At 61.9% G+C, this 25,132-nt stretch carries 24 protein-coding genes; 15 read left to right on the forward strand and 9 right to left on the reverse strand.

From position 1 onward, the window contains the following. The 9 genes from murD (at position 1) to lpxC (ending at position 10,416) form a co-directional block, all read left to right on the forward strand. Positions 1-1,320 carry a UDP-N-acetylmuramoyl-L-alanine--D-glutamate ligase gene (murD, locus tag ACK3CV_RS04120; RefSeq protein WP_164039416.1) on the forward strand — a complete coding sequence of 440 codons (1,320 nt, stop codon included), beginning with the start codon at positions 1-3 and terminating at the stop codon, positions 1,318-1,320. Then, a complete protein-coding gene (gene ftsW / locus ACK3CV_RS04125) occupies positions 1,317-2,519 on the forward strand; it encodes a cell division protein FtsW (RefSeq protein WP_047569331.1) in 1,203 nt (400 codons plus the stop codon). The genes murD and ftsW overlap by 4 nt, the downstream gene beginning before the upstream one ends. Before the next feature lie 3 nt (positions 2,520-2,522). After that, a complete protein-coding gene (gene murG / locus ACK3CV_RS04130) occupies positions 2,523-3,587 on the forward strand; it encodes an undecaprenyldiphospho-muramoylpentapeptide beta-N-acetylglucosaminyltransferase (RefSeq protein ID WP_004932773.1) in 1,065 nt (354 codons plus the stop codon). Positions 3,588-3,671: 84 nt separating this feature from the next. Next, positions 3,672-5,147, forward strand: coding sequence for a UDP-N-acetylmuramate--L-alanine ligase (gene murC / locus ACK3CV_RS04135; protein ID WP_033637105.1), 1,476 nt, complete (start codon positions 3,672-3,674; stop codon positions 5,145-5,147). Beyond that, entirely contained in the window at positions 5,140-6,060 is a 921-nt protein-coding gene (locus ACK3CV_RS04140) for a D-alanine--D-alanine ligase (RefSeq protein ID WP_033641257.1), read from the forward strand. The genes murC and ACK3CV_RS04140 overlap by 8 nt, the downstream gene beginning before the upstream one ends. A 1-nt stretch (position 6,061) precedes the next feature. Then, on the forward strand, positions 6,062-6,913 hold the full coding sequence (ftsQ, locus tag ACK3CV_RS04145; protein ID WP_033637108.1) for a cell division protein FtsQ: 852 nt from the start codon (positions 6,062-6,064) through the stop codon (positions 6,911-6,913). After that, on the forward strand, positions 6,910-8,166 hold the full coding sequence (gene ftsA / locus ACK3CV_RS04150) for a cell division protein FtsA (RefSeq protein WP_004932758.1): 1,257 nt from the start codon (positions 6,910-6,912) through the stop codon (positions 8,164-8,166). Before ftsQ ends, ftsA begins: the two co-directional genes overlap by 4 nt. Positions 8,167-8,240: 74 nt before the next feature. After that, positions 8,241-9,395, forward strand: coding sequence for a cell division protein FtsZ (ftsZ, locus tag ACK3CV_RS04155; RefSeq protein ID WP_004932757.1), 1,155 nt, complete (start codon positions 8,241-8,243; stop codon positions 9,393-9,395). 103 nt (positions 9,396-9,498) lie between these two features. After that, on the forward strand, positions 9,499-10,416 hold the full coding sequence (gene lpxC / locus ACK3CV_RS04160; RefSeq protein WP_025159644.1) for a UDP-3-O-acyl-N-acetylglucosamine deacetylase: 918 nt from the start codon (positions 9,499-9,501) through the stop codon (positions 10,414-10,416). A gap of 107 nt (positions 10,417-10,523) precedes the next feature. On the opposite strand, the gene ACK3CV_RS04165 is transcribed toward lpxC, so the two are convergent. Then, on the reverse strand, positions 10,524-11,039 hold the full coding sequence (locus ACK3CV_RS04165; protein ID WP_033637110.1) for a DUF721 domain-containing protein: 516 nt from the start codon (positions 11,037-11,039) through the stop codon (positions 10,524-10,526). A 26-nt stretch (positions 11,040-11,065) separates the two neighbouring features. Here ACK3CV_RS04165 and secM point away from each other — a divergent pair, with 26 nt between their 5' ends. The 3 genes from secM to mutT all read left to right on the forward strand — a co-directional run bounded on the left by secM (position 11,066) and on the right by mutT (position 14,871). Then, on the forward strand, positions 11,066-11,596 hold the full coding sequence (gene secM / locus ACK3CV_RS04170) for a secA translation cis-regulator SecM (RefSeq protein WP_033649205.1): 531 nt from the start codon (positions 11,066-11,068) through the stop codon (positions 11,594-11,596). An 82-nt stretch (positions 11,597-11,678) separates the two neighbouring features. Then, positions 11,679-14,387 (forward strand): preprotein translocase subunit SecA, encoded by a 2,709-nt coding sequence (gene secA / locus ACK3CV_RS04175; RefSeq protein ID WP_033637114.1) that lies wholly within the window; start codon positions 11,679-11,681, stop codon positions 14,385-14,387. A 79-nt stretch (positions 14,388-14,466) separates the two neighbouring features. Next, positions 14,467-14,871: an 8-oxo-dGTP diphosphatase MutT gene (gene mutT, locus ACK3CV_RS04180; RefSeq protein WP_033652916.1), complete on the forward strand. Its 405-nt coding sequence runs from the start codon at positions 14,467-14,469 to the stop codon at positions 14,869-14,871. Between the two features lie 39 nt (positions 14,872-14,910). Here mutT and yacG read toward each other — a convergent pair whose 3' ends face one another. Genes yacG through coaE form a run of 3 tightly spaced genes read right to left on the reverse strand, consistent with a single transcriptional unit; the run spans position 14,911 to position 16,526 of the window. After that, entirely contained in the window at positions 14,911-15,102 is a 192-nt protein-coding gene (yacG, locus tag ACK3CV_RS04185) for a DNA gyrase inhibitor YacG (protein WP_004932737.1), read from the reverse strand. Between the two features lie 51 nt (positions 15,103-15,153). Beyond that, positions 15,154-15,906, reverse strand: a complete 753-nt coding sequence (gene zapD / locus ACK3CV_RS04190; RefSeq protein ID WP_039568833.1) for a cell division protein ZapD — start codon at positions 15,904-15,906, stop codon at positions 15,154-15,156. Between the two features lie 5 nt (positions 15,907-15,911). Continuing rightward, on the reverse strand, positions 15,912-16,526 hold the full coding sequence (gene coaE, locus ACK3CV_RS04195) for a dephospho-CoA kinase (protein WP_033637119.1): 615 nt from the start codon (positions 16,524-16,526) through the stop codon (positions 15,912-15,914). Between the two features lie 362 nt (positions 16,527-16,888). Between coaE and ACK3CV_RS04200 the strand changes: the two genes are divergently transcribed. Further along, positions 16,889-17,932, forward strand: coding sequence for a GMP reductase (locus tag ACK3CV_RS04200; RefSeq protein WP_015376656.1), 1,044 nt, complete (start codon positions 16,889-16,891; stop codon positions 17,930-17,932). 52 nt (positions 17,933-17,984) lie between these two features. Here ACK3CV_RS04200 and hofC read toward each other — a convergent pair whose 3' ends face one another. The 4 genes from hofC to nadC all read right to left on the reverse strand — a co-directional run bounded on the left by hofC (position 17,985) and on the right by nadC (position 22,146). Beyond that, a complete protein-coding gene (hofC, locus tag ACK3CV_RS04205; protein ID WP_164039420.1) occupies positions 17,985-19,184 on the reverse strand; it encodes a protein transport protein HofC in 1,200 nt (399 codons plus the stop codon). Next, positions 19,181-20,623, reverse strand: coding sequence for a type II secretion system protein GspE (gspE, locus tag ACK3CV_RS04210; RefSeq protein ID WP_164039423.1), 1,443 nt, complete (start codon positions 20,621-20,623; stop codon positions 19,181-19,183). Before gspE ends, hofC begins: the two co-directional genes overlap by 4 nt. A gap of 5 nt (positions 20,624-20,628) precedes the next feature. Continuing rightward, complete coding sequence (gene ppdD / locus ACK3CV_RS04215; RefSeq protein ID WP_041033285.1) at positions 20,629-21,066, reverse strand: prepilin peptidase-dependent pilin; 438 nt, start codon at positions 21,064-21,066, stop codon at positions 20,629-20,631. Positions 21,067-21,255: 189 nt separating this feature from the next. Beyond that, entirely contained in the window at positions 21,256-22,146 is an 891-nt protein-coding gene (gene nadC / locus ACK3CV_RS04220) for a carboxylating nicotinate-nucleotide diphosphorylase (RefSeq protein ID WP_164039426.1), read from the reverse strand. An 84-nt stretch (positions 22,147-22,230) separates the two neighbouring features. On the opposite strand from nadC, the gene ampD reads away from it, so the two are divergent. Further along, the gene (gene ampD, locus ACK3CV_RS04225) at positions 22,231-22,827 is read left to right on the forward strand and encodes a 1,6-anhydro-N-acetylmuramyl-L-alanine amidase AmpD (RefSeq protein WP_164039429.1); all 597 of its coding nucleotides are present in this window, start codon (positions 22,231-22,233) and stop codon (positions 22,825-22,827) included. Continuing rightward, positions 22,827-23,681 (forward strand): beta-lactamase regulator AmpE, encoded by an 855-nt coding sequence (ampE, locus tag ACK3CV_RS04230; RefSeq protein WP_033631795.1) that lies wholly within the window; start codon positions 22,827-22,829, stop codon positions 23,679-23,681. Before ampD ends, ampE begins: the two co-directional genes overlap by 1 nt. Before the next feature lie 60 nt (positions 23,682-23,741). Here the strand turns inward: ampE and hemL are convergent, their stop codons facing one another. Further along, complete coding sequence (gene hemL, locus ACK3CV_RS04235; RefSeq protein WP_164039432.1) at positions 23,742-25,031, reverse strand: glutamate-1-semialdehyde 2,1-aminomutase; 1,290 nt, start codon at positions 25,029-25,031, stop codon at positions 23,742-23,744. Between the last annotated feature and the right edge of the window lie 101 nt (positions 25,032-25,132).

The raw sequence follows: 25,132 nt of genomic DNA on the forward strand, positions 1-25,132 counted from the left end.
ATGGCAGACTATCAGGGTAGAAAAGTCGTCATTATCGGGTTGGGCCTCACCGGCCTGTCCTGTGTCGATTTCTTCATGGCGCGCGGCGTGACGCCGCGCGTGATGGATACCCGTATCGCGCCGCCAGGGTTGGACAAACTGCCTGAAAGCGTGGAGCGCCATCTGGGCGATCTGAATCAGGACTGGCTGCTGGCGGCGGATCTGATCGTCGCCAGTCCGGGCGTCGCGCTGGCGACCCCGGCATTGAGCGCCGTAGCGGACGCCGGCGTGGAAATCGTCGGTGACGTCGAACTGTTCTGCCGTGAAGCGCAGGCGCCGATCGTGGCGATCACCGGCTCCAACGGTAAAAGCACCGTCACCACCCTGGTGGGCGAGATGGCGAAAGCCGCCGGTTGGGCGGTGGGCGTGGGTGGCAATATCGGCCTGCCGGCGCTGAGCCTGCTGCGCCAGGAATGCCAGCTTTACGTGCTGGAGTTGTCCAGCTTCCAGCTGGAAACGACGTATAGCCTGAGGGCGGCGGCGGCGACCATCCTGAACGTGACCGAAGATCATATGGATCGCTATCCGTTCGGCCTGCAGCAGTATCGCGGCGCCAAGCTGCGCGTGTATGAAAACGCCGCGGTGTGCGTGGTGAACGCCGACGATGCGCTGACCATGCCGGTGCGCGGCGCCGACGAGCGCTGCGTCAGCTTCGGCGCCGACGTGGGCGACTATCACCTGAACCGTCAGCAGGGGGAAACCTGGCTGCGGGTGCGCGGTGAGAAGGTGCTGAATACGCGCGAGATGAAGCTGACCGGCCGCCACAATTACACCAACGCCCTGGCGGCGCTGGCGTTGGCGGATGCGGTCAATATTCCGCGCGCGTCCAGCCTGAAGGCGCTGACCACCTTCACCGGCTTGGCGCACCGCTTCCAGCTGGCCTGGGAGAACAACGGCGTGCGTTGGATCAACGATTCCAAAGCCACCAACGTCGGCAGCACCGAAGCGGCGCTGAACGGCCTGCAGGTAGACGGCACGCTGCATCTGCTGCTGGGCGGCGACGGCAAGTCCGCCGATTTCTCGCCGCTGGCGCGCTATCTGCAGGGCGACAATGTGCGGCTGTATTGCTTTGGCCGCGATGGCGCCCAGCTGGCACAGCTGCGGCCGGAGGTGGCGACGCTGACCGAGACCATGGAGCAGGCGATGCGCGCCATCGCCGGCCGCGTACAGCCCGGCGATATGGTGTTGCTGTCGCCGGCCTGCGCCAGTCTCGATCAGTTCCGTAATTTTGAAGTGCGCGGCGATGAGTTCGCCCGCTTGGCGCAGGAGCTTGGCGGATGAAACTACGCTTGCCGAACTTCGGGCTGACAGAACGGATGAAAGACTGGGTGACCGGCGCGCGCGACAACGATGCGGTCAACATGGTGCTGTACGATCGCACCCTGCTGTGGCTGACCTTCGGGTTGGCATTCATCGGCTTCGTGATGGTGACCTCGGCGTCGATGCCGATCGGCCAACGCCTGGCAGACGATCCGTTCCTGTTCGCCAAACGTGACGCGTTGTACCTCGGCCTGGCGTTCGGCCTGTCGCTGGTGACGCTGCGTATCCCGATGGAAGTTTGGCAGCGTTACAGCAACGTGATGCTGCTGATGTCGATCGTGATGCTGCTGATCGTGCTGGTGGTGGGGAGCTCGGTAAACGGGGCCTCGCGCTGGATCGCGCTCGGCCCGCTGCGTATTCAGCCGGCGGAGCTGTCCAAGCTGTCGCTGTTCTGCTACCTGGCGAGCTATCTGGTGCGCAAGGTGGAAGAGGTGCGCAGCAACTTCTGGGGCTTCTGCAAGCCGATGGGCGTGATGGTGGTGCTGGCGGTGCTGCTGCTGGCGCAGCCGGACCTCGGTACCGTGGTGGTGCTGTTCATCACCACGCTGGCGATGCTGTTCCTGGCCGGCGCGAAAATGTGGCAATTCCTGGCGATCATCGGCTCCGGCGTGTTCGCCGTGGTGCTGCTGATCATCGCGGAACCGTACCGTATGCGCCGCGTGACCTCGTTCTGGAACCCGTGGGCCGATCCGTTCGGCAGCGGCTACCAGCTGACCCAGTCGCTGATGGCGTTTGGCCGCGGCGAGTTCTGGGGGCAGGGGCTCGGCAACTCGGTGCAGAAACTCGAGTATTTGCCGGAAGCGCACACCGACTTCATCTTCTCCATTTTGGGTGAAGAACTGGGCTATATCGGTGTGGTTTTAGCCCTGTTAATGGTATTCTTCGTCGCTTTTCGCGCGATGTCCATCGGGCGCCGCGCGCTGGAGATCGACCAACGCTTCTCCGGCTTCCTGGCCTGCGCGATCGGCGTATGGTTCAGCTTCCAGGCGCTGGTTAACGTCGGCGCCGCGGCGGGCATGCTGCCGACCAAAGGTCTGACGCTGCCGCTGATCAGTTACGGCGGTTCAAGTTTGCTGATTATGTCGACGGCCATCGTGCTGTTGCTGCGAATTGATTATGAAACGCGCCTGACCAAGGCTCAGGCGTTTGTGAAGAGGTAAGGGATGAGCGGGAAACCTAAGCGTTTAATGGTGATGGCAGGCGGTACCGGCGGGCACGTGTTCCCGGGGCTGGCGGTCGCGCATCATCTGATGGCGCAGGGCTGGCAGGTGCGCTGGCTCGGAACCGCAGACCGAATGGAAGCCGATCTGGTGCCGAAGCACGGGATCGAGATTGATTTTATCCGCATCTCCGGCCTGCGCGGCAAAGGCTTGAAGGCCCAGCTGACTGCGCCGCTGCGGATCTGGCAGGCGGTGCGCCAGGCGAAAGCCATCATGCGCAGCTATCAGCCGGATGTGGTGCTGGGGATGGGCGGTTACGTTTCCGGCCCCGGCGGCCTGGCGGCCTGGCAGTGCGGCATCCCGGTGGTGCTGCACGAGCAGAACGGCATCGCCGGCTTGACCAACCGTTGGCTGGCGCGCATCGCCGCCAAAGTGATGCAGGCCTTCCCCGGCGCGTTCCCGAACGCCGAGGTGGTGGGCAACCCGGTGCGCACCGACGTGTTGGCGCTGCCGTTGCCGGCGGAGCGGTTGCAGGGGCGCGAAGGCCCGATCCGCGTGCTGGTGATTGGCGGAAGTCAGGGCGCGCGCGTGCTGAATCAGACAGTTCCTGAAGTCGCGGCGCGTTTGGGCGATAGAATTACGCTCTGGCATCAGGTTGGCAAGGGCGCGCTGGAAACGGTGCTGCGCGACTACGAAAGGGTAGGGCAGACGCAGCACAAGGTGACCGAGTTCATCGACGACATGGCCGCCGCCTACGCCTGGGCCGACGTGGTGGTTTGCCGCTCCGGCGCGTTGACCGTCAGCGAAATCGCGGCGGCGGGGCTGCCGGCGATCTTCGTGCCGTTCATGCATAAGGATCGTCAGCAGTACTGGAACGCGCGCCCGCTGGAAGAAGCCGGCGCGGCCAAGATTATCGAACAGCCGCAGTTCAACGCCGATGTGGTGGCCGAACTGCTGGCGAGCTGGGATCGCAAAACGCTGCTGGCCATGGCCGAGAAAGCGCGCGCGGTCGCCATTCCGGACGCCACCGAGCGCGTGGCGGCGGAGCTGGTGCGGCTCGCCAAGTAACGAGTGCAGGGGTTCGGTGCGCCGAACCTGAATAAAAGCAATGTGATGTAGGGCCGGGGTACCGGATCCGGATTAGAGAGAGTGATGAATACACAACAACTGGCGAAACTACGTACTATCGTGCCCGAGATGCGTCGCGTCCGGCACATTCACTTTGTCGGCATCGGTGGTGCCGGCATGGGTGGTATCGCCGAAGTGTTGGCAAACGAAGGGTATCAGATCAGCGGCTCCGACCTGGCGCCGAATCCGGTGACCCAACAGTTGAGCGCGCTCGGGGCGACGATTTATTTCAATCACCGTCCGGAAAACGTGCTGGATGCGAGCGTGGTGGTGGTGTCTACCGCCATCTCCGCCGACAACCCGGAGATCGTCGCCGCCCGTGAAGCGCGCATCCCGGTAATCCGCCGCGCAGAAATGCTGGCGGAGCTGATGCGTTTTCGCCACGGCATCGCTATCGCCGGCACGCACGGTAAAACCACCACCACGGCGATGGTCTCGAGCATTTACGCCGAAGCCCGCCTGGACCCGACCTTCGTCAACGGCGGGCTGGTGAAGGCGGCGGGCACCCACGCGCGACTGGGGTCCAGCCGTTATCTGATCGCGGAAGCGGATGAGAGCGATGCGTCGTTCCTGCATCTGCAGCCGATGGTGGCCGTGGTCACCAACATCGAAGCCGACCATATGGACACTTACCAGGGCGACTTCGAGAACCTGAAGCAGACGTTTATCAATTTCTTGCACAACCTGCCGTTCTACGGCCGCGCGGTGATGTGCATCGACGATCCGGTAGTGCGCGAGCTGTTGCCGCGCGTGGGTCGCCACATCACCACCTATGGCTTCAGTGACGATGCCGATGTGCGCATCGAAGACTACCGGCAGATTGGGCCGCAGGGGCACTTTACCCTGAGCCGTCAGGACAAGCCGTTGCTGACGGTGACGCTGAACGCGCCGGGCCGCCACAATGCGTTGAACGCCGCAGCGGCGGTAGCGGTAGCGACCGAAGAAGGCATCGACGACGAAGATATCCTGCGCGCGCTGGCGGGCTTCCAGGGCACCGGGCGCCGCTTCGATTTCCTCGGCGAGTTCCCGCTGGAGCCGGTCAACGGCAAAGCGGGCAGCGCGATGCTGGTGGACGACTACGGCCACCATCCGACCGAAGTGGACGCCACGCTGAAAGCGGCGCGCGCCGGCTGGCCGGACAAGCGTCTGGTGATGATCTTCCAGCCGCACCGTTATACGCGCACCCGCGATCTGTACGACGATTTCGCCAACGTGCTGTCGCAGGTGGATGTGCTGCTGATGCTCGACGTGTACGCCGCCGGCGAAGCGCCGATCCCGGGCGCGGACAGCCGTTCGCTGTGCCGCACCATCCGCAGCCGCGGCAAGCTGGATCCGATCCTGGTTTCCGATGCCGATACCGTGCCGGAAACCCTGGCGCAGCTGCTGCAGGATGAAGACCTGGTGCTGGTGCAAGGCGCCGGCAACGTGGGCAAAATCGCCCGTAAACTGGCCGAGCTGAAGCTGCAGCCGCCGAAGAAAGAGGAGGAGCACCATGGCTGATAAAGTTGCAGTTCTGCTGGGCGGCACCTCCGCTGAACGTGACGTTTCCCTGCAATCCGGCGCCGCGGTGCTGGCCGGGTTGCGCGAAGCCGGTATCGATGCGCACGGCGTCGATACCCGCGATTTCCCGGTGACCCAGCTGAAAGAGCAGGGGTTCACCAAGGTGTTTATCGCGCTGCACGGGCGCGGCGGCGAGGACGGCACCCTGCAGGGGCTGCTGGAGTTCCTCGAACTGCCTTATACCGGCAGCGGCGTGATGGCCTCGGCGCTGACCATGGACAAATGGCGCACCAAGATGGTGTGGCAGTCGATGGGCTTGCCGGTGGCGCCTTACGTGGCGCTGAATCGCCAGCTGTATCTCGGCGCTGAAAAAGCGGCGCTGCTGGCGCGCGTGGCGGATCTCGGCCTGCCGCTGATCGTCAAGCCGAGCCGAGAAGGCTCCAGCGTCGGCATGAGCAAGGTCACCGAGAGCGCCGCGTTGGAAGCCGCGCTGGAAGAGGCCTTCCGTCATGACGACGATGTGCTGGTGGAGAAGTGGCTGAGCGGCCCGGAATACACCGTAGCGATGCTGGGCGACCAGGTGCTGCCGTCGATCCGCATCCAGCCGGCCGGCGTGTTTTACGACTACCAGGCCAAGTACATTTCGGACGACACGCAGTACTTCTGCCCGAGCGGTTTGAGCGCCGAGCAGGAAGCCGAGATGGCGGCGTTGGCGCTGCGCGCCTACCGCGGCCTGGACTGCAGCGGCTGGGGTCGCGTCGACGTGATGCAAGACAGCGATGGCAGCTTCTATCTGCTTGAGGTGAACACCTCTCCGGGCATGACCAGTCATAGCCTGGTGCCGATGGCGGCGCGCCAGTTTGGATTAAGCTTCTCGCAGTTGGTGGCGAGAATTTTGGAGTTGGCCGACTGATATGTCGCAAGCTGCCCTGAATGCGCGCGATCGCGAGGTGGATAACGGCCCGCGCCGCAGCAATGGAACCCAGTTGGCGGGAATGATTTTCCTGCTGATGGTGTTGGGAACGGTCGTGTGGAGCGGTTGGGCGGTGCTTGGCTGGATGAAAGACGCCAGTCGCCTGCCGCTCTCAAGGCTGGTGGTGACCGGCGAACGCCACTACACCACCAACGATGATATTCGTCAGGCGATCCTGGCGCTGGGCGCGCCCGGCACCTTTATGACGCAGGATGTGGACGTTATCCAGCAGCAGATCGAACGTCTGCCGTGGATCAAGCAGGCCAGCGTGCGCAAACAATGGCCGGATGAGCTGAAGATCCATCTGGTGGAGTACGTCCCGGTGGCGCGCTGGAACGATTTGCACATGGTGGACGCCGAAGGTAAAGCGTTCAGCGTGCCGGCGGAGCGGGCGGGCAAGCAGAAGCTGCCGCTGCTCTACGGGCCGGAAGGGAGCGAGCAGGATGTGCTGGAAGGCTATCGGGCGATGAGCGCTTCGTTGGCGGCCAGCAAATATACGCTGAAAATGGCGGCGATGACCGCGCGCCATTCCTGGCAGCTGGCGCTGGACAACGATGTCCGGCTTGAGCTGGGGCGCGATGACCGCAATGGGCGTTTGCAGCGGTTTATCGAGCTTTACCCGGTATTGCAGCAGCAGGGCCAGGCGGAGAGCAAGCGTGTCAGCTATGTCGATCTGCGCTACGAGTCCGGCGCTTCGGTAGGGTGGGCTCCGGTGTTGGTCGATCCGCAGGCGCTTGGCGGTCAGCAAAACAGTAATCAGCAACAGAATCAGGCACAGGCAAAACAACAATGATCAAGTCGACGGACAGAAAACTGGTAGTTGGACTGGAGATCGGTACTGCAAAAGTCTCCGCGTTGGTAGGGGAAGTTCTGCCCGATGGCATGGTCAACATTATCGGGGTGGGCAGTTGCCCGTCTCGCGGCATGGATAAGGGTGGCGTAAACGACCTGGAGTCGGTGGTGAAGTGCGTACAGCGCGCCATCGATCAGGCCGAGCTGATGGCGGACTGCCAGATTTCCTCGGTGTATCTGGCGCTGTCGGGCAAACACATCAGCTGCCAGAACGAAATCGGCATGGTGCCGATTTCGGAAGAGGAAGTGACGCAGGACGACGTGGAGAACGTGGTGCACACCGCCAAATCAGTGCGCGTGCGCGACGAACACCGCATTCTGCACGTGATTCCTCAGGAATACGCCATCGATTATCAGGAAGGCATCAAAAACCCGGTTGGGCTGTCCGGCGTGCGCATGCAGGCCAAGGTGCATCTGATTACCTGCCATAACGATATGGCGAAGAACATCGTCAAGGCCGTGGAACGTTGCGGCCTGAAAGTTGACCAACTTATTTTCGCCGGTCTGGCCGCGAGCTACGCGGTGCTGACCGAAGATGAACGCGAACTCGGCGTTTGCGTGGTGGATATCGGCGGCGGCACCATGGATATGGCGGTGTACACCGGCGGTGCGCTGCGCCACACCAAAGTGATCCCTTATGCCGGGAACGTGGTCACCAGCGATATCGCTTACGCCTTCGGCACGCCGCCGACCGACGCGGAAGCGATTAAAGTTCGACACGGCTGTGCGCTTGGGTCGATTGTTAGCAAGGATGAGAATGTAGAGGTGCCTAGCGTCGGGGGACGTCCTCCGCGCAGTCTGCAAAGACAGACGCTGGCTGAAGTCATTGAGCCACGCTACACCGAACTGTTGAATCTGGTTAACGATGAAATTTTGCAATTGCAGGAACAACTGCGTCAGCAAGGGGTGAAGCATCATCTGGCGGCAGGTATCGTGCTGACCGGTGGCGCCGCCCAGATTGATGGCCTGGCAGCCTGTGCGCAACGGGTGTTCCACACCCAGGTACGCATCGGCCAACCCTTGAACATCACGGGTCTGACGGATTATGCGCAGGAGCCTTACTACTCGACGGCGGTAGGTCTGCTGCACTATGGAAAAGAGTCTCACCTGAGCGGTGAGACGGAAGTAGAAAAACGCGCCTCGGTGGGCAATTGGTTTAAACGCATCAATAGCTGGCTGAGAAAAGAGTTTTAATGTTTCAACAAAGAGATCATGCTGAGTAATCTTTTTATGATCTCGCAGCGACAGGCACAAAACGGAGAGAAACTATGTTTGAACCAATGGAACTAACCAATGACGCGGTGATTAAAGTCATCGGCGTCGGCGGTGGCGGTGGCAACGCCGTTGAACACATGGTGCGCGAGCGCATCGAAGGTGTTGAATTCTTCGCTGTGAACACGGACGCCCAGGCGCTCCGCAAAACGGCGGTTGGCCAAACCATCCAGATCGGTAGCGGTATTACCAAAGGTCTGGGTGCGGGCGCGAACCCGGAAGTGGGTCGCAATTCAGCGGAAGAAGACCGAGAAGCCCTGCGCGCAGCGCTGGACGGCGCAGACATGGTCTTCATCGCGGCCGGCATGGGTGGCGGTACCGGTACCGGTGCGGCGCCAGTGGTGGCTGAAGTGGCTAAAGATTTGGGTATTCTGACCGTGGCCGTGGTGACCAAGCCTTTCAACTTCGAAGGCAAGAAGCGCATGGCATTCGCGGAGCAGGGTATCGCTGAGCTGTCCAAACACGTGGACTCGCTGATCACCATCCCGAACGACAAATTGCTGAAAGTTCTGGGGCGCGGCATCTCTCTGCTGGACGCGTTCGGCGCGGCCAACGACGTGCTGAAAGGCGCGGTGCAGGGTATCGCCGAGCTCATCACCCGTCCGGGCCTGATGAACGTCGACTTCGCCGACGTGCGCACCGTGATGTCCGAAATGGGCTACGCGATGATGGGTTCCGGCGTGGCTTGCGGTGAAGACCGTGCCGAAGAAGCGGCCGAAATGGCGATCTCCAGCCCACTGCTGGAAGACATCGACCTGTCCGGCGCGCGCGGCGTGCTGGTCAACATTACCGCCGGCTTCGACCTGCGTCTGGATGAGTTCGAAACCGTGGGTAACACCATCCGTGCGTTCGCTTCCGACAACGCGACCGTGGTTATCGGTACCTCGCTGGATCCGGAAATGAACGACGAACTGCGCGTTACCGTGGTTGCAACCGGTATCGGTATGGACAAACGTCCTGAAATCACTCTGGTGACCAATAAACAGGCCAGCCAGCCGGTGATGGATCACCGTTATCAGCAGCACGGCATGTCGCCTCTGCCGCAGGAAGTGAAACCTGCCGCCAAGGTGGTCAACGACCAAGCTGCGCAACCGAATAAAGAGCCCGACTATCTTGATATTCCAGCCTTCCTGCGTAAACAGGCAGACTAAGAATATCCTGAGAATTTGGAATCTCCGCTCTTTGTGCTAAACTGTCCCGCCGGCCATGCTGTATGCTTGGCTGGTAGGATGGATAACATTGCGAGATAAAACGATGATCAAACAAAGGACATTAAAACGTATTGTTCAGGCGACTGGCGTCGGTTTGCATACCGGCAAGAAAGTCACGCTGACAATGCGCCCAGCGCCGGCTAATACCGGGGTCATCTATCGTCGCACTGACTTGAATCCACCGGTTGATTTTCCGGCTGATGCAAAATCCGTGCGTGATACCATGCTCTGTACTTGCCTGGTGAATGAGCATGACGTGCGTATTTCGACCGTTGAGCACCTCAACGCCGCGCTGGCTGGGTTGGGCATCGACAACATCGTCATTGAAGTCGACGCCGCTGAAATCCCAATCATGGACGGCAGCGCCAGTCCGTTCGTGTTCTTGCTGCTGGATGCCGGCATCGAAGAACTGAACTCGGCGAAGAAATTCCTGCGTCTGAAAGAGACCGTGCGTGTTGAAGATGGCGACAAATGGGCCGAGCTGTCCCCGCATAACGGGTTCCGCCTGGACTTCACCATCGACTTCAACCACCCGGCTATCGACGCCAGCTCTCAGCGCTATCGTCTTGATTTCTCGGCTGAGTCGTTCGTGCGTCAAATCAGCCGCGCGCGCACCTTCGGGTTCATGCGCGACATCGAATACCTGCAGTCCCGTGGCCTGGCCTTGGGCGGCAGCTTCGACTGCGCCATCGTGGTGGATGACTACCGCGTGCTGAACGAAGACGGCCTGCGTTTCGAAGACGAATTCGTACGTCACAAAATGCTGGACGCCATCGGCGACCTGTTCATGTGCGGCCACAACATCATTGGCGCGTTCACCGCGTACAAGTCTGGCCATGCCTTGAACAACAAACTGCTGCAGGCCGTGCTGGCCAAGCAGGAAGCGTGGGAATACGTGACCTTCCAGGACGAAGCCGAAATGCCGTTGGCATTCAAGGCACCGTCTACCGTATTGGCGTAAGGTCTGAATTCCTCGCCCGCTGCTGCGAATAACGGCAGGCGCATCCTCTGAGAGCCTGAGCATTCAGGCTCGTGATGCCGTATGATGTTTTGCAGCTGTGTCGCTGATTACTTATCACGACTGGTTGTGTTGGTACCCTCTCCGGCCAATGCAGCCAGCCGTTCCAATATCTTGCGCAGTTTCTCCGGGCTACGGCTCGCCAACCCTCTCAGCTCTTCCGCACTTTCCAGACTCAAATGCCGCATCGGCACCGGTTTTTCCGGCGCTTTCTCTGCGTTTTGCACCTGGTGGCTGCCTTTCGCCATCAAGGCCGGATTAATCCTGATGTCGATCGACGACAATGATGGTAGAATTTGCGCTCGTAGTGCAGACAGCAGAGCGGGTTGTTCGTAGCGCAAGCGCATCATCCAGCTGGCATTTGCCGTTTCGAGCACTAAAATACCCTGTCGGAAATTCGCGACGCGGCACCAGGGATGCAGGGGAGCGGGCAACAGGCCCTTCACTGCACGGTTAAGCTTGAGCAGCGCCACCGCGCGTTGCTGGACGTTATGCAGCGGCCCTTTGCTGCCGGCAGACGCGTCGTCGAACAGGACATCTAATAATTGTGGACGGCTATCGCGCATAATGGGCTCCGGCGGATTATAAACTCGTGATCGGTATTCTAAATCGTTGGCGACAATTTGGCAGACGTTATTTCTGGCCCCATCTCCTGTTAGGGATGGTTGCGGCCACGCTTGGCGCGTCTTCCAGTTTGTCCGGCGCCCCCGATCAGGCCGCACTGCCGAATACGTCGTCCAGCCTTAACCGGCAAAATGCGGCCAATGGCACCTTCAACAGCCTGGCCCTGCTGCAGGACGCGCACCGCCGTCCTACCTTCAGCGTAGATTATTGGCAGCAACATGCGCTGCGCACCGTCATTCGTCACCTTTCTTTCGCGCTGGCGCCGCAGGCGGTTTATGCGCGGGTGCAGGAGAGCGAAGCCGAAGCGGAACCCCCTTTGCAGGTGGCGCAACTGGCGCTGCTGTCCACACTCAACGCGCTGCTGACGCACGAGCCGAAGCCGCCGACCATCATTCGCCATACCCACCTTGAGGTGCTGCCAACGCTGGCACGGCACCAGACCGGCCTGTGGGTGGCGCAGGTACAGGGCATTCGCGCCGGGCCTGCCGCGCTCGTCTGACTCCGCCCTTCGGGCACAAAAACCATAAATAATAGCAAGTTGACTGCCGTATCAGGCCGTCATGACAGAGATATCAAACATCATGTTAGTGAAATTATTAACCAAAGTTTTTGGCAGCCGTAACGATCGTACCCTGCGCCGCATGCGCAAAGTGGTTGAGCAGATCAACCGCATGGAACCGGACATGGAAAAACTGTCCGATGATGAGCTGAAAGCGAAAACCAACGAATTCCGCGCGCGCCTGGAGAAGGGCGAATCGCTGGAAAGCCTGATCCCGGAAGCCTTCGCCGTAGTGCGTGAGGCGAGCAAACGCGTGTTCGGCATGCGTCACTTCGACGTGCAGCTGCTGGGCGGCATGGTGCTGAATGACCGCTGCATCGCCGAGATGCGCACCGGTGAAGGTAAAACCCTGACCGCCACGCTGCCGGCCTACCTGAACGCCCTGAGCGGCCGCGGCGTGCACGTCGTGACCGTCAACGACTATCTGGCGCAGCGTGACGCCGAAAACAACCGTCCGCTGTTCGAGTTTCTCGGCCTGAGCATCGGCATCAACCTACCGGGCATGCCGGCGCCGGCCAAGCGTGAAGCTTACGCCGCCGACATCACCTACGGCACCAACAACGAATACGGCTTCGACTACCTGCGCGACAACATGGCGTTCAGCCCGGAAGAGCGCGTGCAGCGCAAACTGCACTATGCGCTGGTGGATGAGGTGGACTCCATCCTGATCGATGAAGCGCGTACGCCGCTGATCATCTCCGGCCCGGCCGAAGACAGCTCCGAGATGTACATCAAGGTCAACAAGCTGATCCCTAAACTGATCCGCCAGGAAAAAGAAGACTCCGACACCTTCAAGGGTGAAGGGCACTTCTCGGTGGATGAGAAGGCGCGCCAGGTTCACCTGACCGAACGCGGCCTGATCCTGATCGAAGAGATGCTGGTGGAAGCCGGCATCATGGATGAGGGCGAGTCGCTGTACTCGCCGACCAACATCATGCTGATGCACCACGTTACCGCCGCGCTGCGCGCCCACGTGCTGTTCACCCGCGACGTTGACTACATCGTGAAAGATGGCGAAGTGATCATCGTCGACGAACACACCGGCCGTACCATGCAGGGGCGCCGCTGGTCCGACGGCCTGCACCAGGCGGTGGAAGCCAAAGAAGGCGTGGAGATCCAGAACGAGAACCAGACGCTGGCTTCGATCACCTTCCAGAACTACTTCCGTCTGTACGAGAAGCTGGCGGGGATGACCGGTACCGCCGATACCGAAGCCTTCGAATTCAGCTCGATCTACAAGCTGGACACCATCGTGGTGCCAACCAACCGTCCGATGATCCGTAAGGACATGCCGGATCTGGTGTACATGACCGAGAAAGAGAAGATCGGCGCCATCATCGAAGACATCCGCGAGCGTACCGCCAAAGGCCAGCCGGTGCTGGTGGGCACCATCTCGATCGAGAAATCCGAAGTGGTTTCCCGCGAACTGACCAAAGCGGGCATCGACCACAAGGTGCTGAACGCCAAGTTCCACGCCATGGAAGCGGATATCGTCGCCCAGGCCGGCCAGAGCGGCGCGGTGACCATCGCCACCAACATGGCGGGCCGTGGTACCGATATCGTGCTGGGCGGCAGCTGGCAGGCCGAAGTGGCGCTGCTGGAAGCGCCGACCGAAGAGCAGATCGAAGCCATCAAAGCCGCCTGGAAAGAACGCCACGACGCGGTGCTGGCGGCGGGCGGCCTGCATATCATCGGCACCGAGCGCCATGAATCGCGCCGTATCGATAACCAGCTGCGCGGCCGTTCCGGTCGTCAGGGCGATGCCGGTTCATCCCGCTTCTACCTGTCGATGGAAGATGCCCTGATGCGTATCTTCGCTTCGGATCGCGTGTCCGGCATGATGCGTAAACTGGGTATGAAAGAAGGCGAAGCGATTGAGCACCCGTGGGTGACCAAGGCGATCGCCAACGCCCAGCGCAAGGTAGAGAGCCGCAACTTCGACATCCGTAAGCAGCTGCTGGAATACGACGACGTCGCCAACGATCAGCGCCGCGCCATCTACAGCCAGCGTAACGAATTGCTGGACGTGTCCGACGTGAGCGAAACCATCGCCAGCATCCGCGAGGACGTGTTCAAGAGCACCATCGACAACTACATCACGCCGCAGTCGCTGGAAGAAGAGTGGGACATTCAGGGGTTGGAAGAGCGCCTGAAGAACGACTTCGATCTGGAGATGCCGATCGCACAATGGCTGGACAAAGAGCCGGAGCTGCACGAAGAGACGCTGCGCGAACGCATTCTGGAGAACGCCAAAGAGCAGTACCAGCGTAAGGAAGACGTGGTCGGCAGCGAAATGATGCGCAACTTCGAGAAGGGCGTGATGCTGCAGACGCTGGATTCCCTGTGGAAAGAACACCTGGCGGCGATGGACTACCTGCGTCAGGGTATCCACCTGCGCGGCTATGCGCAGAAGGATCCGAAGCAGGAGTACAAGCGCGAATCCTTCAACATGTTCGCCACCATGCTGGAATCGCTGAAATATGAAGTGATCAGCGTGCTGAGCAAGGTTCAGGTGCGGATGCCGGAAGAGGTGGAAGCGCTGGAACAGCAGCGCCGTGAAGAGGCCGAGCGCCTGGCGCAGCACCAACAGTTGAGCCACCACGACGAGAACGCGCTGGTGACCGAAGATCCGAACGCGCCGGCGACCGCCGAGCGTAAAGTGGGCCGCAACGATCCATGCCCATGCGGCTCCGGCAAGAAATACAAGCAGTGCCACGGCCGCCTGCAGTAATGCCGGCCGCGGTTAACCGATAACACCAGGGGGTCAGCTTGCTGAGCCCCTGTTTTTTGACACCCATCAGGAGGGTGAGATGAAACATTTGAATATCGCCGTGGGCATCATCCGCAATGCGCAACGGGAGATCTTTATTACCCGCCGCGCCGCCGACGCGCACATGGCCGGGTTCTGGGAGTTTCCCGGCGGCAAGATCGAACAGGGTGAAACGCCGGAACAGGCGCTGAGCCGCGAGCTGCGGGAAGAGACCGGTATCGAAGCCGAACGTGCCGAGCTGCTGGAGGTGGTGGAGCATCGCTTCAGCGATCGCATCGTGACGCTGAATTTTTATCTGGTGGAGGCCTGGGCAGGCGAGCCGTTCGGCCGCGAGGGGCAACCGATGCGCTGGGTAAAACAGGCGGATCTGCGTGAAGACGAATTCCCGGAAGCCAACGTCGGCATCATCCGACTGCTGGTGGCGCAGGCGAACGCCGCGCAATGACAAGCGTGGCCTGACGCCCGCCAGGCCAACCGTGGGCGATCAGCGATCGTCCATTTCACTCCAGTCTTCGCTTTCCGACAGATCGCTGTTGCTCGGAATGCGCTTCTCTTCATCGGCCCACTCGCCGAGATCGATCAGCTGGCAGCGCTTGCTGCAAAACGGCCGGAACGGGCTGACTTCACCCCAAACCACGCCGGTGCCACAGGTTGGGCATTTTACTACGGTCGTCATAACGGTTCCTTACGCCTTCTGTCAGTGCTGAGAAGGCTTTCTTTCACAAGTTCAACAACAGGCCAGTTCGAACGTCAGGCGTTCAGGCACCACGCCATTTTCGCTGTCCAGCGGTAGGAAACGAATGGCATAACGCGTCTTGTGGCCGGAAATCTGCGGATAAAGCTGTGGCGCCAGATGGAGGCGCAGGCGCAGCAGATCCGCCCCTTCGGCGTTGTCCTGGAAAAAGCCGTTCAAGCTGATTTGATTGCGGAACGGCCCGGACTGGCGGATCAGATCCAGCACCATGGTCAGCGCCTGGTTCAGCGGATCCAGCGACTGCAGCCAGGTGGCGACGTCGGCGTCGCGATCCTGCTGCGGCGCGTGCATCCACATGTGCAGGGTCGGCAGATCGAAGCTGCAGCAGCCGCCGGGAATGTTCAGCCGTTGACGCACCAGGCCGATCAGCCGGTCTTCGCGCAACGCCTGACCGAGGCGCGGCGCCGCCATCAGCGCCGATGCGCGCGACTTCAACTGGCCGCGCAACTGATCGATCAGCGCCATGTCCACGCCCGGCACATCGGCCCAGGCCAGCAGTTTTTGCTGCTGGCGCTCCAGCTCTTTGAGCAGTTCGGTGCGCACTTCGCCGCGCTCCAGCACGTCCAGCAAGTCGGAGACAGTGCGAAAGAAGGTGAGGGCGATGGCGGTTTCGCTCAGGGCGCGTTGGCCGTGCAGCTGTTGCAGCAGAAATTCGATGCGCAGCCAGGTGCGCATTTTTTCGTTCAGCGGGTGTTCAAAGAGAACGGTTGGGGAAACATCACTCATGCAGTTTAATCCTGTTGGGGCGCTGTTGCCGCCAGTTCAAGGTAGCGACGATGCAGTGCGGCGACCTGTGGCTCTATCCCCTGAGCGGCGCCGCTGTTGTCAATAATGTCATCCGCCACGGCGAGGCGCTGCCGGCGCGTGGCCTGGGCGGCGAGAATGCTTTGCGCCTGCTCACGGCTGACGCCGTCGCGCGCGATGGTGCGAGCCAGCTGGGTTTCGGCGTCGACGTCGATCACCAGCACCCGATCGGCGCGATCCTGCAGGCCGTTTTCCACCAGCAGCGGCACCACCCACAGCGCGTACGGGCTGGCGGCCTGCGCCAGTTGGCGCTGGGTTTCACGGTGTATCAGCGGATGCAGCAGCTGGTTCAGCCAGGTTTTGTCATCGGGATGGCTAAAGATGCGCTGACGCAGCGCAGCGCGGTTCAACGCGCCGTCCGGCAGCAACATTTCATTACCAAATCGTTCGGCGATCGCGGCCAAGGCAGGGGTGCCCGGCTCGACGACCTGACGGGCGATCACGTCGGCATCGACAAGGGTTGCGCCGTGGCGCGCAAAGGCGTTCGCGACGGTCGTCTTGCCGCTGCCTATGCCCCCGGTCAACGCAACAATGTAGGCCATGGTGTTAGGTGCATCCGATGTTCATAAAAAAATAATAGTCGAATCATAAAGCGATCGCGCAGAAGTGCAAGTCGGCAGGCGGCGCTTGCGCGTCGGCCCCGTTCGGGCGGCGAGAAAAAGCGCAGCGGCACGGCAAAAATGAGCGGGCAATCACACTGCGATTATGCAGGTAAATTTGTCGGATTGTAGCGTAAATAAAGGCGAATTCGCAGTCTTGTTCGGCGATTATTAGCGCGTATGATAGCGTCACTGGAACTGGCATTAATCTCGCCGCCGTCTTTTTGCGTCACTGGAAAGCCGTCGGGCAGAGGTTCGAATATCCTCCTTGCGATCCGTCGCCATTAACCAGGAAATCAGAAGTCATGCGTATTGAAGAAGATTTGAAGTTGGGCTTTAAAGACGTGTTGATCCGCCCTAAGCGCTCCACGCTGAAAAGCCGTTCCGAGGTTGAACTGGAACGTCAGTTTACCTTCAAGCATTCAGGTTGCAGCTGGTCCGGCGTGCCGATTATCGCCGCCAACATGGACACGGTGGGCACCTTCCGCATGGCCGAGGCCCTGGCTTCTTTCGACGTTCTCACCGCCGTACACAAACATTACAGCGTCGAGCAATGGGCTGACTTCGTGCAGCGCATGCCGGAATCGGTGCTGCGCCACGTGATGGTGTCCACCGGCACCTCCGAAGCCGACTTCGCCAAAATGCAGCAGATCCTGGCCCTGTCTCCGGCGCTGAAATTCATCTGCATCGACGTGGCCAACGGCTACTCTGAACACTTCGTCGCCTTCCTGCAGAAAGCGCGCGAAGCCTGCCCGAATCACGTGATCTGCGCCGGCAACGTGGTGACCGGCGAGATGGTGGAAGAGCTTATCCTCTCCGGTGCCGACATCGTTAAGGTCGGCATCGGCCCGGGTTCAGTCTGTACCACCCGCGTGAAGACCGGCGTGGGCTACCCGCAGCTGTCGGCGGTGATCGAATGCGCCGATGCGGCCCACGGGCTGGGCGGCCAAATCGTCAGCGACGGCGGCTGCTCGGTGCCGGGCGACGTCGCTAAAGCCTTCGGCGGCGGCGCTGACTTCGTGATGCTGGGCGGCATGCTGGCCGGCCACGACGAGTGTGAAGGCACCGTGGTGGAAGAGAACGGCGAAAAGTTCATGCTGTTCTACGGCATGAGCTCCGAGTCGGCGATGAAGCGCCACGTCGGCGGCGTGGCGGAGTATCGCGCGGCCGAAGGCAAAACCGTCAAGCTGCCGCTGCGCGGCGAGGTGGAGTTTACCGTGCGCGATATCCTCGGCGGCCTGCGCTCTGCTTGCACCTACGTTGGTGCCGAGCGCCTGAAAGAGCTGACCAAGCGCACCACCTTTATCCGCGTGGCGGAGCAGGAAAACCGCGTCTTCGGCAGCAAATAAGCCGCACCTTGCATTCGGGCGCAGCGCACCGCGGCGCCCGCTATCCTCTTTTTTATCCCAGCACGCTGCCCAGTTGAAAAATAGGCAGGTACATGGCGACCACCAAAGCACCGACGATCCCGCCTACCACCAGCATCAGCAGCGGCTCCAGCGTTTGCGCCAGCGTATCGGCCAGCTCGTGCGTCTGCCGTTCGTACCACTGCGCCAATTTATCCAGCAAGACGTCCAGCGAGCCCGATTCTTCGCCCACCCGCACCAGCTGCCGGCACAGCGGCGGAAACAGCGGTTGCAGGGCGAGGGCGTGATGAAACGCCTCGCCTTCGGCGAGCTGCCGCTGCACCTGCTCCAGCGCCTGCCGGTACAGCAGATGGTCGGCCGCCAGCGCCGCCGCGTTCAAGCCTTCCACCAGCGTCAGCCCCGCGCGTTGGGTCATGGTCAGAATACGAAAGGTTTGGCTCAGCGCGCCGCCGCTCACCAGCCGGGCGATCAGCGGCAGGCGCAGCAAGGCGGCCTGCTCACGTCGGCGCCACGGCGGGCGCGGATGCAGCCAGCGGCAATAGCCGAACAGCAACGCGCCGAGCAGCAGCGCCAAATAGGGGCCAACGGCGATCAGCAGTGCGGACAACCCCAATAACCCTTGGGTAAACCAGGGCAGCGGCGCATCGAACGACTGATAAACCTTGGCGAATTCCGGCAGCACCATCACCAGCATCAGCACGCTGACCAGCAGCGCCACCGCACAGATGAAGAGGGGATAGCGCAGCGCTTTGGTCACTTTGCGGCGCAGCAGCAATTGGGCTTCCTGCTGCTGCGCCAGCTGCAGGCAGCAGCGATCGAGATTGCCGGTTAGCTCGCCGATGGCGATCAGTTGGCGATAGATAAGTGGAAAAACGCCTGGCTGCGCGGCAAGGGTTTCGGAGAGCGGCTGCCCTTCGCGCACCTGTTCTGCCAACTGGCGCAACAGGCAACGCCAGGCCGCCGAAGGGTGCTCTGCCGCCAGAAGCTGCAGCGTATTGACCAGCGGCAACCCGGCCTGCAGCAGGGTGGCGAGTTGGCGGGTGAAGTGGATCAAAGGTTCTCCGCGCCACTGGCCGGGCGTGACGCGTTTGCCGTGCCCGATCCGCCAGGGTTGCATACCTTGCTCAATCAGTAACCGGCTCACCTGCCGTTTTTCATCGCTCATCAGTTCGCCGTGGCGCAGGGCACCCTGGGCGTCGAAAGCCTGCCACAGAAACAGCCGGCGCGCTTTCATGGCGCGGTTACGCCGAGCTGGGCGACGTCGATCACGCGGTACAGCTCTTCCAGCGAGGTCGCGCCTTCACTGGCCAGCGTCAGGCCCGCCTGCAGCAGCGAAAGCTGCCCCTGTTCGCGGGCGATATCCGCCAGCCGGCTGGGAGAGGCGTTCGCCAGCAACGCCGCCTGTATTTCCGGCGTAATGGGCAACAGCTCATACACGCCGATGCGCCCGTAGTAGCCGCCGAAGCAATGCTCGCAGCCGTCGGCGCGCCAGGCGAGCAGCGGCTCCGGCCAGACCGAGGCAGGAAAATGCGTCGGCTGGCTGTGCGGGTAGCGGCAGTGGCGACACAGCCTGCGCACCAGCCGCTGCGCGATGACCAGTTTCAGACAGCCGGCGAGCAGGTAGCCGGGGATACCCATGTGCATTAGGCGCGTCAGGGTTTCGCCGGTGGAGTTGGTATGCAGCGTCGACAGCACCAGATGGCCGGTTTGCGCGGCCTTAACCGCGATCTCGGCGGTTTCCGCATCGCGGATCTCGCCGATCATGATGACATCCGGATCCTGGCGCAGCAGGGCGCGCAGCACCCGGGCGAAGCTCAGCTCGGTTTTGGCGTTGATCTGGGTCTGATTGACGCCGAACAGCGGGATCTCGACAGGATCTTCGACGCTGCACAGGTTGCTTTGCGCATCGTTCAACTGGCGCAGACCGCTGTACAGTGTTACCGTCTTGCCGCTGCCGGTCGGGCCGGTCACCAGGATCAAACCTTGCGGGCAGGCCAGCGCCGCCGCGTAGCGCGCCAGGTCCGCTCGGCTCATGCCCAGTTGATCCAGCGGCAGCTCCTGCTGTTCGCCCTGCTGAACGCGCAGCACCACCTTTTCGCCGTGCAGCGTCGGCAGAGTGGCGATACGCATGGCATAGCGCGCGCCGTCCAGCGTCAGGCTGAGCTGCCCGTCCTGAGGCTGACGGCGCTCGGCGATATCCAGCTGGCCGAGGATCTTCAGCCGGGCGATGAGGCGTGCGGTCAGCTGGGGTGACGGCGAGGCGAGGGTTTGCAGCACGCCGTCGATGCGCAGGCGAATGCGAAAATGCTGCCGAAAGGGCTCGAAGTGGACGTCCGAGGCGCGACGCTGAATGGCCAGGCGCAGCGTCTGGTTGATGAACTGCACCACCGGCGCGTCGCCGTCGTCGGGGTAGGCGATGTCGGCGCTGTCTTCTTCGGCCGCCAGCGGCGCCGGTAGCGGTTCCTGGCGTTGGTTCAGCGCCTGCTCCAGCCTGGCCGCCGGCCATTGCTCCAGATGGATGCGCTTGCCGGTGGCGAAACGCAGCGCCGCCAGCAGCCCTTGCGGCGCCTCTTCGTTGAGCGCGATCGTCAGGGTGGTCGGATCTTCGTTCAGCGCCAGCGCCTGATAGCGCCGGCACAGGGCGTGAACTTCTTCGCTGATTTGCGCGTTCATCGCCGTTACTCCGCTGCGTTGTCGAAGCGGAAGACTTCCTGGCACACTTCAACCAGCGTTGCGTTTTCGCTGCTGCACAGCCGGCTCCAGCGGGTCAGCCCATCGGCGTTCACTTTGGGGGTTAATGCCACCGCCAGCCCCTGCAGCGTTTGGGTGCCGGTCAGCGTGATCACGCCTTTGACGACTTTCACCCCGCTGACGTAACGCGACGTGCCGCCGGTGGGAATGCCTTTGCTGCCGGCTTCACAGCCGGTGGGGGCGCCTTCGTCCAGCACGCACAGCTCGACCGCCAGTTTGTACGGCGACATGGTTTGCAGCATGTCGGTCATCGCCGCTTTCTGGATGTAGCGCTGGTAGGCGGGAATGCCGATGGCGCTGAGGATGGCGATGATGGCGATCACCACCATCAGTTCTATCAGGGTAAAGCCGCGTTGCGTTTCCATGCGTTGTCTCCTCCATAAGGGTGTGGAAGGCAACGGTAGCGGTTTGCGCGGGGGCACGGCGAGGGGCTTTTGCGCGTTTCTCGGCGCGCTTCCATCAGTAATGACGTTGTTTGCAGCGGTGAATAAAAGGGTGCGAGGGGCTTCGCAATTTTACGGTAACGCCCCCGGCAGCGGCCGGGGGCGAGGGGATCATTTGAAGCGCATCGACAGATCGAGCGCGGTCACATGCTTGGTCAGCGCGCCGACTGAAATGTAATCCACGCCGGTCTCGGCGAAGGTGCGCAGCGTCTCACTGGTGACGTTGCCGGATACTTCCAGCTGGGCGCGGCCCTGGGTTTGGGCGACCGCCTGGCGCATCATCTCGACGCTGAAGTTGTCCAGCATGATGATGTCGGCGCCGGCGTCCAGCGCCTGCTGCAGTTCATCGAGCGATTCGACTTCCACTTCCACCGGCACGTCGGCGTGCAGCCAGAAGGCTTTTTCCACCGCGTTCTTGATAGAGCCGGAGGCGATGATGTGGTTTTCCTTGAGCAGGAAGGCGTCGGACAGGCCCAGCCGATGGTTGCTGCCACCCCCGCACAGCACGGCGTATTTCAGCGCGGTGCGCAGGCCGGGCAGGGTCTTGCGGGTATCGAGCAGGCGAGTCCGGGTGCCTTCCAGCAGGGCCACGTAGCGGCTGACCTCGGTCGCCACGCCGGAGAGCGTCTGCACGAAGTTCAGCGCGGTGCGCTCGCCGGTCAGCATCACCCGCGCGGGGCCGCGCAGCCGGCAGAGCGGTTGGTTCGGCGTCAGACGGTCGCCGTCCGCCACCAGCCACTCCACCTGCACCTGGTTGCCCAACTGAATAAAGACCTCATTCAGCCAGCGGCGGCCACAGAATACGCCGGCTTCGCGGGTGATGACGGTGGCTTCGGCCTGCTTGTCCGCCGGTAACAATTGCGCGGTAATATCGCGCCCGGCGTCGACTTCACCCCCCAAGTCTTCGCGCAGCGCCTGGGCGACGGCATAGGGAATATCACTTTCAATTCGTTCAAGAAGCTCGGTGCGGCGACTGTCGGCACTGTAGCGGCGTGTCGGCATGGAAAACTCCGAAATGGACGGTTAGATCGTAGGGGAACATGCTACTCTGTTGCAGGAATAAGTACCACCGCAGAGAGGTGTCTGATGCAGTTGGAAAATGGCTGGATTATCGGGGTGACGCGAGTGGCCTCGCCGCACTGCGATCGGCGCCCGGATGACGAGCCCCCCTCGCTGCTGGTCATCCACAACATCAGCCTGCCGCCCGGCGAATTCGGCGGCCCCTATATCGACCAGCTGTTTACCGGCACCCTCGATCCCGCGCAGCACCCCTATTTCGCCGAGATCCATCAGCTGCGGGTGTCTGCGCACTGTCTGATCCGCCGCGACGGGGAGATCGTGCAGTATGTGCCCTTCGACCAGCGCGCCTGGCATGCGGGCGTTTCCCTGTATCAGGGGCGCGATCGGTGCAACGATTTTTCCATCGGCATCGAGCTGGAAGGCACCGATCAGTTACCCTACACCGAGGCGCAATACCGCACGCTGCAGGCGGTCACCGCGCTGCTGGCCGAACATTATCCGCCGCTGGCGGCCAATATCACCGGGCATTGCGATATCGCCCCCGGCCGCAAGACCGATCCCGGGCCGGCGTTCGATTGGGATCGCTATCTGGCATCTCTGGAACAACGCGGCGCGCCCGCCGACGCTATGCTTGAGACAAGAAAAAGGGAGAGGAATCGCTAATGACGCTGTTTACGCTGTTGCTGGTTTTAGCCTGGGAGCGCCTGTTTAAGCTGGGAGAACATTGGCAGCTGGACCACCGTCTCGAAGTGGTGTTTCAGCGGCTGCATCGGGTTTCGCTGGCGCAGACGCTGGCGATGACCGCCGCCTGGATGGTGATTGTCTGGGGCGTTCTGTGGCTGTCGCACGGGTTGTTCTTCGGCGTGGTGACGCTGCTGCTGTGGATCGTCATCGATCTGCTGTGCGTCGGCGCCGGCATCAAGCGCAAACACTACCGCGCCTACCTGAAAGCGGCGCGGCAGGGCGATACCCACGCCAGCGATCAGATGGCGGAAGAGCTGGCGTTGATCCACGGTTTGCCGGTGGACTGCAGCGAAGAGCTGCGCCTGCGCGAGCTGCAAAACGCGCTGCTGTGGATTAACTTCCGTTATTACCTGGCGCCGCTGTTCTGGTTCGTGGTCTTTGGGCCTTACGGGCCGATCGCGTTGGCGGGGTATGCCTTCCTGCGCGCCTATCAAACCTGGCTGGCGCGCCACAATACGCCGCTGGAGCGTTCGCAGTCGGGTATCGATCATCTGCTGAACTGGCTGGACTGGATCCCGGTGCGTTTGGCTGGGGTGGCTTACGCGCTGTTCGGCCACGGCGAGCGTGCGCTGCCGGCCTGGTTCGCCTCGCTGGGGGATCGGCATTCGTCGTCGTATCAGGTGTTGACGCGGCTGGCGCAGTTCTCGCTGGCGCGCGATCCGCATATGGACCCGGTGCAAACGCCGCGGGCGGCGGTGACGCTGGCTCGCAAGGTGACGATGATCATCGTGGTGGTGGTGGCGCTGTTGACCATTTACGGCACGCTGCTTTAAGCGGCAGCGAAAAGCAAAACGGGCGCCGAGGCGCCCGTTTTTTTGGCCATTCGGCCGGGATTACAGCTTGGCGAAGCAGCGACGCGCGGCGTCGATGGTGCGCTGAATGTCTTCCTTGCTGTGCGCCACGGACATGAAGCCCGCTTCGAAGGCGGACGGCGCCAGATACACCCCTTCTTCCAGCATCAGGTGGAAGAAGCGCTTGAAGCGTTCCACGTCGCACAGCATCACGTCCTGGTAGCAGGTGACCGCCGGCGCGTCGGTGAAGAACAGGCCGAACATGCCGCCGACGTTGTTGACCACCAGCGGGATATTCTCTTCCTGCGCCGCGTGCAGCAGGCCAGCGGCCAGCATCTCGGTCAGTTCGGTCAGCGTCTGGTGCACGCCCACCTGCGACACTTCGGTCAGGCAGGCATAGCCCGCCGCCATGGCGATCGGGTTGCCGGACAGGGTGCCCGCCTGGTAGACCGGGCCGGTCGGCGCCAGCGCGTCCATCACGTCGCGGCGGCCGCCGAAGGCGCCCACCGGCATGCCGCCGCCGATGATTTTGCCGAGGCAGGTCAGATCCGGCTCGACGCCGTAATAGGACTGTGCGCCGGCCAGCGCCACGCGGAAGCCGGTCATCACTTCATCGATGATCAAGAGCGCGCCGTACTTGTCGCACAGCGCGCGCAGGCCCGGCAGGAATTCCGGCAGCGGCGGCACGCAGTTCATGTTGCCGGCGACCGGCTCGACGATGATACAGGCGATCTCGGACGGGTACTGCTCGAAGGCGGCCCGCACCGAATCCAGGTCGTTATAGGTGCAGGTCAGGGTGTGCTTGGCGAAATCGGCCGGCACGCCCGGTGAGTTCGGCTGGCCGAGGGTCAGCGCGCCGGAACCGGCTTTCACCAGCAGGCAGTCGGCGTGGCCGTGGTAGCAGCCTTCGAACTTGATGATTTTGTCGCGGTTGGTGTAGCCGCGCGCCAGGCGGATGGCGCTCATGGTGGCTTCGGTGCCCGAGTTCACCATGCGCACCATATCCATCGTCGGCACCAGCTCGGTGACCAGCTGCGCCATTTTGACTTCCATCTCGGTCGGCGCGCCGAAGCTCAGGCCGCGCTGCGCCGCTTCGATCACCGCGTCGCGGATCGCCGGGTGGTTGTGCCCCAGCACCATCGGCCCCCAGGAACCGACATAGTCGATATAGGCCTTGCCGTCGGCATCGAACAGATAAGCCCCGTCTGCCCGCTCGATAAACAGCGGCACACCGCCCACGCCGGTGAATGCACGCACCGGAGAGTTCACCCCGCCGGGGATCAACTGTTGCGCCTGGGCGTACAGACTTTCGGACTTGCTGTGTAGGCTCATAAATCGGCTCCTGGATTCTCTTTTGAATGATTTGACCGCGCTATTCTAGAGGAGAGCGCCGCGTTATGAAACGATCACAGTCAGATACCATTAACGGCAGC

Source organism: Serratia sp. TSO36 (genome assembly GCF_057808395.1).